General features: G+C 73.3%; 7 protein-coding genes. 5 read left to right on the top strand and 2 right to left on the bottom strand.

Translation table 11 applies throughout. The annotated features are described in order from the left end of the window. Positions 1–1696: N-acetylmuramoyl-L-alanine amidase (locus tag AB0M20_RS11760; protein ID WP_364297102.1), on the bottom strand; the 1696-nt coding region annotated here is incomplete at its 3' end. A gap of 162 nt (positions 1697–1858) precedes the next feature. Here AB0M20_RS11760 and AB0M20_RS11755 point away from each other — a divergent pair. Then, the gene (locus AB0M20_RS11755; RefSeq protein ID WP_364297100.1) at positions 1859–4216 is read left to right on the top strand and encodes an EAL domain-containing protein; all 2358 of its coding nucleotides are present in this window, start codon (positions 1859–1861) and stop codon (positions 4214–4216) included. Here the strand turns inward: AB0M20_RS11755 and AB0M20_RS11750 are convergent. After that, the gene (locus tag AB0M20_RS11750) at positions 4197–5105 is read right to left on the bottom strand and encodes an NADP-dependent oxidoreductase (protein ID WP_364297098.1); all 909 of its coding nucleotides are present in this window, start codon (positions 5103–5105) and stop codon (positions 4197–4199) included. The two genes, AB0M20_RS11755 and AB0M20_RS11750, sit on opposite strands and share 20 nt — an antisense overlap. 110 nt (positions 5106–5215) lie before the next feature. Here AB0M20_RS11750 and AB0M20_RS11745 point away from each other — a divergent pair, with 110 nt between their 5' ends. From AB0M20_RS11745 to AB0M20_RS11730, 4 genes are all read left to right on the top strand, one after another. After that, the gene (locus tag AB0M20_RS11745) at positions 5216–6250 is read left to right on the top strand and encodes a class I SAM-dependent methyltransferase (RefSeq protein ID WP_364297096.1); all 1035 of its coding nucleotides are present in this window, start codon (positions 5216–5218) and stop codon (positions 6248–6250) included. A gap of 136 nt (positions 6251–6386) precedes the next feature. After that, a complete protein-coding gene (locus AB0M20_RS11740; RefSeq protein WP_364297094.1) occupies positions 6387–6716 on the top strand; it encodes a PadR family transcriptional regulator in 330 nt (109 codons plus the stop codon). 11 nt (positions 6717–6727) lie between these two features. Then, entirely contained in the window at positions 6728–7585 is an 858-nt protein-coding gene (locus AB0M20_RS11735) for a pentapeptide repeat-containing protein (protein WP_364297092.1), read from the top strand. A gap of 80 nt (positions 7586–7665) precedes the next feature. After that, positions 7666–10277 (top strand): BTAD domain-containing putative transcriptional regulator (locus tag AB0M20_RS11730; protein ID WP_364297090.1); only part of this gene is annotated, 2612 nt, incomplete at its 3' end.

Raw genomic sequence — 10277 nt, 5'->3', positions numbered from 1 at the left:
TCAGATAGCGGGGGTTGCGCAGCGTGACCCACCGTCCGGTGCGCGTGCCCGCGGCGTCCGAGAGGACCGTCGGGGTACGCCGGACGGTGCCCACCGCCGTGTTCCCGGCCCGGTCGGTGGCCTTGACCGCCCACAGGGTGGCCCGGCCGGGCGCCGCGATCGTGTTGTACGTGCGCACCGCGGTCCCCAGCACCACCGGCCGCGGGCTGCTCAAGCCTTGGAAGCGCACCCCGCTCGGGTCGCCCAGTCCCCAGCCGATCCGCACCGGCACGCTCCCGTTCAGCGACCCGGGTCGCAGCACCAGCGCCGGCCCCATCACGAACTTCGGCGGCGTGACGTCGACCATCACGGTCCGCACGATCCGCGACGTGCGCCCGGACAAATGCACGGCCACGACCCCCACGGAGTGCCGGCCGGCGGCAAGACGCAGCACGGCGGCCCGGGTCGTGTTCCGGCCCGAGGTGTAGAGCCTGCCGTCCACGTACACGTCGAAGCGGTTCATCATGCTCGACGGCGTGCTGAGCGCCCAGTACGGCCGCACCACGCCCCGGGTGTAGTACGTCGGCCCGTACGCGGTCGCCCCGGCCATCTTCGCCACCCGCAACCCCACCGGCGCGGCACCGGCAACCTGCCGGATCGACGCCAGCTGGCCGTAGAGCGCGCCACCCGGGCACGTGGTCCGCCCGGTGTCGCGGTGCCCGGAGATCCGGTTGAGCGCCACCCGGGTGCCGCGCGGATAGCGGTCGCTGCCACTGGAGATCATCACCGACTTGCCGAGCGGCGAGATCCCGTACCCGCCCAGCTTGTACGCCGCGACCTGCGCGATCACCTGCCGCACCCGGCTCGGCGCGCTCCTCGCGTCGTAGTTGCCGATCACCGCGATCGCGCTGCTGTAGGTGTTGAAGCCCAGCGTGTGCGCGCCAAGCACGGCCCGGGTGACGCCGCCGCGGCGGCCCTCGAAGAGCCGGCCGCACTTGTCGACCAGGAAGTTGTAGCCGATGTCGTTCCAGCCGTTGCTGCGCACGTGGTAGGCCTCGATGCCCCGGACGATGCTCGCCGAGTCGGCGCAGCTGTAGTTGTTCGAGGTGGCCGTGTGGTGCACGAACACGACCTTCACGCCGGGCGTGTACTGCGGCGCCTCCTTGACGATCGCCTCGTTCGCCCCCCACTGCGCCCGGGTCAGCAGGTTGGGGATGGGCCGGCTCGGCAGCGCTGCAGCGGCCCGCGCCTCCGGGGTTGTGCTGCTTCCGGCCGCTGGTACGTCCACGTCCGGGTTGATCAGGTCGAGCCGCAGGCCGGCCGGCGTCGCGCCGCCCGAGCCGCGGACCTGCACCGCGTCCGACATGCCGAACCACAGCGGGTCGGTGCGGCCCCGTCCGGCGTCGTCGGCGCTGCCCGCCTCGGCCGGTGAGCGGCCGTCGGCCTCCAACTCCTGCCAGGCCGACCAGTCGCCGGTCGCGGCCGCGCGGGCCCGGATCTCGACGGTCGTCCCGAGCGCCGCCGCCGGGTCGTTCCAGGTGAGCCCGGCCAGGGCGAACGGCCTGGTCTCCCGCGCCGGCGCCGAGCCGGTGAGGAAGTCGAGCGGAATGCTTTGCAGCGTCGGCGCCGGGCTCTGTGCCCGAGCCCCGGGCGCCGGCGCGGCGACGAGTAGCGCGGCGCCGATGGCTGCCGCGATGAGTCGAGGTACCGGTTTCACGCGTTGTCCCCCCGCAGAGAAATGGTGACCGTTTGGGATACTTCAGAATGGAATGCACATTTGTCCGAGGTGCCAGGTTCTCCCTTTGCGTGACGGCCGTCACGTCCATGCGCGGGCGCGTCGTTCCCTTAATGCGGACGATCGGCGTGCCGATGAACAGACGTGACCTCTGCCCCGGCCGTGCCCGCCACCGCGGCCGGGGTGGGCGCGGCGCCTGCCGGCCGGGTGCTGTCCGCGCGCGTGACCTGGGCCTATCTGGCGGCCGGGGCGGTGCCGGTGAGCCTGATCGCGGTCGGCCCGGTCTGGCTGCAGACGCCGATGATCCTGCTGGTGGTGGCCGGCGGCCTGACCGCTCTGCACGTCGGCGCGCGGCGCAACACCGACCTCGCCGCCCGCGGCCCGTGGCGGCTGATCCTCGCCGCCTGCTGGCTGTTCATCGCCGCGATGGTGTCCCGGATCGTGTTCCCCGAGGCCGGCGTGTCCCCGCCGAATGCCGGGGCGCTGATCCCGGACGCGTTCGTGATCCCGGCGTACCTGCTGATGGGTGTCGCGTACGCCGGGCTCCTGCGCCGGCGCCGGGCCACCGACGACGACCCCGCCCGGGTCGACGCGCTGCTGATCGGTCTGGCCGCGGCGTTCCTGACCTGGACGTTCCTGATCGCGCCGACGATGGAGCAGACCGACATCACGGCCCTGCGGGTGGCCAGCGCCTTCTTCCCGGCCATCGACGTGGTCCTGCTGGTGATCTCGGTGCAGCTGGGCCTCGCCGGCACCGCGCGCAAGCCGGCCATGTGGCTGCTGATGACCGCCTCGTTGCTGCTGTTCGCCGGCGACTTCATCTTCGCGCTGCGGGACAGCGAGCTGACCCGGGTCCCGCAGCACGCCGTCGACACCCTGTTCATGGCCGCGTTCCTGATCATCGGGGCGACCACGCTGCATCCGTCGATGCGCACCCTCACCGATCCTCAGCGCGTCGAGACCCGTGACCTCGGCCTGCTCCGGACCGCGACGCTGGCCGCGATGGTGGTCGTACCCGCGCTGGTCGCCACCCTCGGCCCGCGCACCACCCTCACCAACGACCTGGTCCGGGCCGCGCTGCTGGTCGCGCTCCTGCTGGCCGAGCTCGCCCGGGTGGTCCGCTCGAACAACTCACGGGCCCGCGCCGAACGCGCCGCCCGCCACCGCGCCACCCACGACCCGCTGACCGACCTGCCCAACCGTGAGCTGCTCAGCGCGACCATCCGGGCCTGGGGCACGGCCGCGGCCGCCGACCGGCAGGAGATCAGCCTGCTGTTCATCGACCTCGACCGCTTCAAGTGGGTGAACGACCACTGGGGTCATCAGGTCGGCGACGAACTACTCTGCGTGGTGGCCGGCCGGCTCGCCGCCCAGGTGCGCGCCGAGGACCTGGTCTGCCGGATCGGCGGGGACGAGTTCGTGATCGCGCTGGCCGGTGCGTCGCACTCGCGGCTGGCCGAGGCGCTGGCCCCCCGGCTGCTGGACGAGCTGACCCGGCCGTTCGAGCTGTCCGTCGGCCCGGTGGCGATCTCGGCGTCGATCGGCGTCGCGAAGGCCGCCGGCGGCGCCGAGGCGCTCGAGCTGATCCGGGACGCGGACACCGCGATGTACAAGGCCAAGCGCAACGGGCGCAACGCGTACGCGATGTTCGACACCTCGCTGCGCGACCAGGTGCGCGAGCGGGTCAACCTCGAGCAGGCGCTGCGCGGCGCCCTGGGCAACGGCGAGCTGGCCGTGCACTTCCAGCCGATCCACGACTTGACCCGCGACGAGCTGTCCGGCTACGAGGCGCTGATGCGCTGGACCAACCCCGAGCTGGGCGCCGTGTCACCGGTGGACTTCATCCCGGTCGCCGAGGAGACCGGCCTGATCGTGGAGTCCGGTGCCTGGCTGCTGCGCGAGTCGGCCCGGCAACTCGCCCGGTGGACCATGGCCCGGCCCCCGGGCGCGCGGCTGCTGCACGTGTCGGTGAACGTCTCCGTGCGGCAGCTGCGCGACCTCGCGCTGGTCGACGTGGTGCGCGACGCGCTCGCCGAGACCGGCCTGCCCGCCTCGGCGCTCTGGCTGGAGATCACCGAATCGGCCGTCATGGAGGACATCCAGACCGCGCTGGTGACCCTCGGCGCGCTCTGGGAACTCGGCGTGGTGCTGTGCATCGACGACTTCGGCACCGGCTATTCGTCGCTCAGCTACCTGCACCGGCTCCCGGTCGGCGTGGTCAAGATCGACCGGGCGTTCGTGGCGGGCGTCGGCGAGGACACCGCCAACGAGCCGATCGTGCGGGCGGTGCTGGCGATGACGCACGCGATGGGCCACCAGGTGGTGGCCGAGGGCGTGGAGACGCCACAACAGCGCGACTGGCTGCGGGCCCAGGGCTGCGACCTGGCCCAAGGCTGGCTGTACGGCAGGCCCAGCCCGGCTCCCGACCCGGCGGCCGGCCCGGCTCCCGAATCGGCGGTCGGCCCGGCTCCCGAACCGGCGGTCAGCCCGGCTCCACGATGAGGACCACCTTGCCGCGGCCGTGGCCGGTCTCCACCGCGGCGTGGGCCGCGGCCACCTCGGCCAGCGGGTAGGCCCGGATCGGCATGGTCAGCGAACCCTGCTCGGCCAGCGCCACCACCTCGGCCAGCCGCTGCGGTGAGCGGGCGGCGCGGACCACCCGGGTGCCGTGCTCGGCGGCGGCCTTGTCGTCGGCGATCGTGCCGATCCGCATCCGCGGGATGCCGAGCTCGACCGACGCCGCGATCGCCTCCGACCCGGCCGCGTCCAGCGCCACCGTGGGCGTCAGCCCGGTCGCCCGGACGTTCGCGACCAGCCCCGGGCCGTACTCGACCGGGACCGCCCCGAGCTGCCGCAGGTATTCGTGGTTGCCCGCGCTCGCCGTGCCGATCACCGTCGCGCCGGCCAGCCGGGCGACCTGCGCCGCGACCGTGCCCACCGAGCCGGCCGCCGCGTGCACCAGCAGCACGTCACCCGGTGTCAGGGCGAGCTCGCCCAGCGCCCCGGTCGCCGTCTGCCCGGCCGCCACCAGCCCCGCCGCGGTCGGGAAGTCCAGCCGCGGCGGCTTGCGCACCACGTTCTCCGCGGAGACGACGACGGCGGACGCCTGCCCGTTGAGCATCGTCGAGCCCAGCACCTCGTCGCCCGGCCGGACGTTCGTGACGCCGGCGCCGACCCGATCGACCACCCCCGAGTACTCCTGGCCGATCGTGGACGGCGGCGTGATCCGCAGGAACGGCATCTCGCCGCGGCGCGCGTACACGTCGAAGGGCTGAACCCCGGCGGCCCGCACCCGGACGCGGACCTCGCCCGCTCCCGGCTCGGGATCGGGCAGCTCCCGCAGCTGGAGGACGTCGGGCGGGCCGAAGCGGTCGAACACGGCAGCTCTCATGACGCCGACCGTGCAACTTCAAGCGCACTGGAGGTCAAGACCCGCAATCCAGGCCGGGCCACATGTGCGCCGCACGCGTGGTGCATGCGGCGGTCGGCAGTCTTCTCCGCATGACTGCTGAACTCTTCGCGGAACGACTCCTCGGCGCGCTGACCGGCGCCGCCGAGTTGCACACCATCGAGCTGGGCCGGCGGCTCGGCCTCTACCCGGCGCTGCGCGGCCAGTGGCTGACCGCGGCGCAGCTGGCCAAGACGGCCGGCGTCGACGAGCGGTACGCCCGCGAGTGGCTCGAGCAACAGGCCGCCGCCGCGATCCTCACCCACGAGGACGGATCGTTCACCCTCCCCGCGCATGTCGCCGAGGTGCTGCTCGACGAGACCGGACCGAACTACCTGGGCGCCGCGGCCGAGTTCGGACTCGGGCTGGGGCTGCTCACGCCGGCCGTGATCGAGGCGTTCCGCACCGGCGCCGGCATCTCGTACGCGGACTACGGCGTGCACTTCCGGCACGGGATCGCCGGCTTCAACCGGCCGATGTTCGAGCACTCGCTGGCCGCCGAGTGGCTGCCGGCGCTGCCGGGCGTCGCGTTGGACCGGCCGGGTGCGAAGGTGCTCGACCTCGGCTGCGGCGTCGGGCACTCGTCGATCGCGCTCGCCCGGGCGTACCCGTCGCTGACCGTGCGCGGCGTGGACCTGGACGAGGCGTCGATCGCCGAGGCGCGGCGCAACGCCGCGGCCGCGGGCGTGGCCGATCGGGTGACCTTCGTGCAGGGCGATGCGGCGTCCCTCGTAGCCGGGCCGTACGACCTGGTCACCATCTTCGAGGCGCTGCACGACATGGCGGAGCCGGTGGCGGTGCTGGCCGCGGCCCGCTCGGTGCTCGCACCCGGCGGCAGCGTCTTCGTCGGCGACGAGCGGGTGGCGGACACGTTCGAGGCGCCGGCCGGCGAGATCGAGCGCCTGCAGTACGCGTTCAGCGTCCTGCACTGCCTGCCGGCGACGCGGGCCGAGGGCGGCGAGTCGGCGCACGGCACGATCCTGCGCGCCCCGACCCTGCTCGCCTGGGCCCGCGAGGCCGGCTTCACCGCGCCGGCCGTCCTCGACATCCCGAACGACTTCTGGCGCTTCTACCACCTGAAGGGCTGACCTCAAACAGAAAGTGGTAGCCCAGAGACGCATCTGCCCTGCGGATACGTCTGTGGGCTACCACTGTGTTGTGTGACGCCTCCACTACCTTGACAGTCATAGTACTCGGGCCGACACTATGGGCGGAGGTGGCGCGATGAGCGACAGCAAGGTCACGTCCGATCTGCTGCGGGGGAACACGGACACGATGATCTTGCGGCTGCTGGCGGAGGCCGACTGCTACGGCTACGAGATCGTCAAGCTGGTCGCCGAGCGGTCGGGCGGCGAGTACGAGCTCAAGGAAGCCACGATGTACTCCAGCGTCCGGCGCCTGGAAGCGGACGGCGACATCACCTGGTATTGGGGCGACGAGTCGCAGGGTGGCCGCCGCAAATACTTCCGGATCACCGAGAAGGGCAGGGCGACCTACGCCCGCAACAAAAGCAATTGGGAGTACGCGAAGCGTGTGCTCGACACCTTGCTGTGAGGGGGCGACCGATGATCGACAAGCTGAACGACCATGTGGACGGTGTCTTCAAGCCGTACGAGGGTGCGAAAAGCGTCGCCGAGCTGAAGGCGGACCTGCTGGCGGACCTGCACGAGCGGTTCCGCGAGCTGACGGCCGAGGGCAGGGACGACGAGACGGCGCTGCAGCTGACCATCGACAGCATCGGCGACATCGAGCAGACCGTGCGCGAGGTCGCCAACCTCTCCCGGTCGCTCGAGCGTCGGATGGTGTCGAGATTCGACATGAGCAACCTCGGTGGGAGCGACTTCGCGGGGGTCGTGCTGCCGGGCGGGAAGTTCGAGATGAGTGCGCTGCGCGGCTCCGACTTCTCGCGCGCCGACCTCACCGGGAGCTCGTTCGCGTCCAGCGACGTGGCGGACGCCAACTTCGACGGCGCCGATCTCACCGATGCCAAGATGACGATGATCGAGCTGGCGCGGGCCAGCTTCCGGGGCTCCACCCTGGTGCGCACCGACTTCGGCATGGCGGGGCTGACCGAGACGCGGTTCGCCGAGGTCGCGTTCACCGACGTCAACTTCGGGATGACCGACCTGAGGCGCACGGTCTTCGAGAACTGCACGTTCACCGGGGTCGACTTCTCGTACTCCGATCTGCGCGGCCTGAACCTGGACGGCGCCGCGTTCACCAGCGTGCGCTTCGACCGGGCGGCGCTCAACGACGTCACCTTCCGCGAGGCGACGCTGCGGGACGTGTCGTTCCGGTCCTGGGGCCGGAAATACCGCAACGCGATCCGCACGATGGCCTTCGACGGCGCGCGGATGGACAAGCTGACATACGCCGGGCTCAAGGGCCTGGGCGTCGACCTGTCGACCGTGATCGTCTCGTAGGAGACGTGCCGCCTGACGGGAGGGCTCGGCGACGGCCGGCGCGGTCGTGCGGGCGGTGCCCGTGGTCGTAAGGTCTTGGCGTGGAGATCGGGCTGCTCGGGCCGCTGGTGGTGACCGGTGCACGCGGGCCGGTCGCCCTCGGCAGCGCCCGTCAGCGGGCCGTTCTGGTCACGCTCGCCCTGCACGCCGGGGCGCCCGTGCCCGTCGGCCGGCTGATCGACGCCGTCTGGCCCGAGGACCCGCCCGAGTCCGTGCGCAACAGCCTGCAGTCGCACGTGGCCCGGCTGCGGTCGGTGCTCGGCGACCCGGGCGTCATCGTGCTCGACCCGGCCGGCTATCGGCTGGCGCTGCCGCCCGACTGCGTCGACGCCCTCCGTTTCGAGCGGCTGATCCGGGCCGGTGACGTCGACGCGGCGCTGGCGCTGTGGCGCGGGGCGCCGCTGCCGGAGTTCGCCACCGAGCCCTTCCTCGGCTGGGCGGCGCGGCTCACCGATGCCCATCGCGCCGGGCTGGTGCGCCGGGCCGAGGCTCAGCTGGGCGAGGGGCGGGCCGAGGAGGCGGTCGCCGGGCTGCGGGCGGCGGTCGAGAGCGACGCGCGGTGGGAGCCGGGTGCGCTGATGATGGCCCGGGCGCTGGCCGCGGCCGACCGGCGCGGTGACGCGGCGGCGGCGCTGCGACGGCACGCCGACGCCGTGGTGGATGCCCTCGGCATGGATCCCTCGCCGGCCGTCAAGCGGCTCCAGGTGGCCCTGCTGCGCGGCGAGCCGCTGGAGACGGCCCCGGAAGGCTCAGCGGCCGGCAGCGGCACAACCCCAGCAGACGGACCGGCGCAGGCGCAACGGCCCGGACCACCCACCCGGGTCGCCGTGGTGCCACGGGACTCGACTGTGCGCGTACCCCTCAGATTTTCGTCCTTTGTCGGACGCGACGCCGAGCAGGCGCGACTGGCGCAACTGCTCGCCGAGCCCGGCCTCGTCTGTGTGGTCGGGCCCGGCGGCGTCGGCAAGACCCGGCTGGTCGCCGAGACCGTGCGGGCCGGAGCGCTGGTCGCCTGGGTCGACGCCGCCGACGTGCGCGGGCGCGACGACTTCCTGCAGGCCGTGGCGGTCGGCGTCGGCGCCCGGCTCGGACCCCTCGACGAACCGCTCGCCGCGATCGCGACCGCCGCCGGCGCCGCGAAGCCGCTGATCGTGCTGGACAACTGCGAACATCTGCTCGACCCCGCTGCCGAGGTGGTCGAGGCGCTGCTGCCGTGCGCCGTCCGGATCGTCGTGACCAGCCAGGAGAGGCTGCGGGTGGACGGCGAACGGGTGCTCGTGCTCGGGCCGCTGAGCGCGGACGCCGGGGCCCGGCTCTTCGCGGACCGGGCTCATCATGCGGTCGACGACGCGGGCGCGGTGGCCGACATCGTGGCCGGTCTGGACGCGTTGCCGCTGGCCATCGAGCTCGCCGCCACCCAGGCCACGGCGCTCGGCGTCGCCCAGCTCCGGGACCGCCTCGGCGACCGGCTCGACCTGCTCACCCGGGGTCGGCGGACCGGCGCGGCCCGGCACCGGACGCTGCGCGCGGTGGTGGAGTGGTCGTTCGGCCTGCTGGAGCCGCTGGAGAGCCGGGTGCTGTGCCGGCTGGCGTCCTTCGCGGGCGGTTTCACGATCGCGCTGGCCGAGGCGGTCGTCGCCGATGAGGAGGTGCCGCGGACGCGGGTCGCCGGCGTGCTGGCCGCGCTGGTCGACCGGTCGCTGGTCGTGCGGCACGGCCCGCGCCGGTACCGCCTGCTGGAGACGGTCCGGGCGTACGCGGGGGAGCGGCTGGCCGGCTCGCCCGACGCCACCGCGACCTATCGGCGGCACGCTGCCGCGATTGTCGCGGCCGCGGAGGAGCAGGAGGCGCGGATGCACGGCCCGGAGCAGATCGCCGGGGTCCGCGAACTCGACGCGCTCCTGCCCGACCTGCGCCGCGCCCGCCTGTCCGGCGACCCGGACGTGCTCGTGCGCCTCGCCGCGGCGACCTACCGCTACGGCTACCACTGTCAGCACTACGAGGTGCTGGCCTGGGGTTACGACGCGGTGCCGGTCACCGGGCGCCCGCGGCTGGCCCTCGCGCTCGCCGCGGCGGCGACGCACGCGTGGGGCCGCGGTGATCTCGCCGCCGCCCAATCCCTGGCCTCGCGGGCCGCCGACGAGGGTGGAGAGACCTACGGCGCACACGAGGTGCTCGGGGACGTCGCGCTGGTGAACTGCGACCCGGCCGCCGTGGGGCACTACCGCGCCATGGCCGTCGCCGGGCCGCTGTCGGTGCAGGCGTCGGGGATGGTCGGCGAGGCGTTGGTCATGGCGTACTCGGGGCAGTTCGATCAGGCCGTGGAGCTGGCATCGAGCGCGTTGGATCGGGCCGTCGCCGCGGAGAACCCGAGCGCGCTCGCCGAGGCGCACTACGGCATGGGCGAGGCGCTCGGTGACGTGGACCCGCCCCGTGCGCTCGAGCACCTGGCCACCGCGGCCCGGCTGGCCGCCTCGGTGGACGACCGGCTGTTCACCGCGGCGTCCGAGACCGCGGCGGCGGCGATCGCCGGCCGGCACGGCGACCCGGCCGCGGCGCTCGCGTCGTTCCGCGAGGTGCTGGCCCTGTGGCGGCGGGCCGGCAACGACACGCTGCAGATCAACGCCCTGCGCAACCTGCTCGTGCTGCTGGC

Origin of the sequence: Actinoplanes sp. NPDC051633 (assembly GCF_040681735.1) — a bacterium.
In the GTDB taxonomy this organism is placed as follows: domain Bacteria; phylum Actinomycetota; class Actinomycetes; order Mycobacteriales; family Micromonosporaceae; genus Actinoplanes.
This window is presented reverse-complemented; position numbering and strand designations above follow the sequence as displayed.

What these genes read in the sequence shown, in the direction of transcription:
- AB0M20_RS11745 (WP_364297096.1), top strand. Translation starts at nt 5,216, where the DNA reads ATGACTGCTGAACTCTTCGCGGAACGACTCCTCGGCGCGCTGACCGGC.
- AB0M20_RS11740 (WP_364297094.1), top strand. Translation starts at nt 6,387, where the DNA reads ATGAGCGACAGCAAGGTCACGTCCGATCTGCTGCGGGGGAACACGGAC.
- AB0M20_RS11750 (WP_364297098.1), bottom strand. Translation starts at nt 5,105, where the DNA reads ATGAGAGCTGCCGTGTTCGACCGCTTCGGCCCGCCCGACGTCCTCCAG.
- AB0M20_RS11735 (WP_364297092.1), top strand. Translation starts at nt 6,728, where the DNA reads ATGATCGACAAGCTGAACGACCATGTGGACGGTGTCTTCAAGCCGTAC.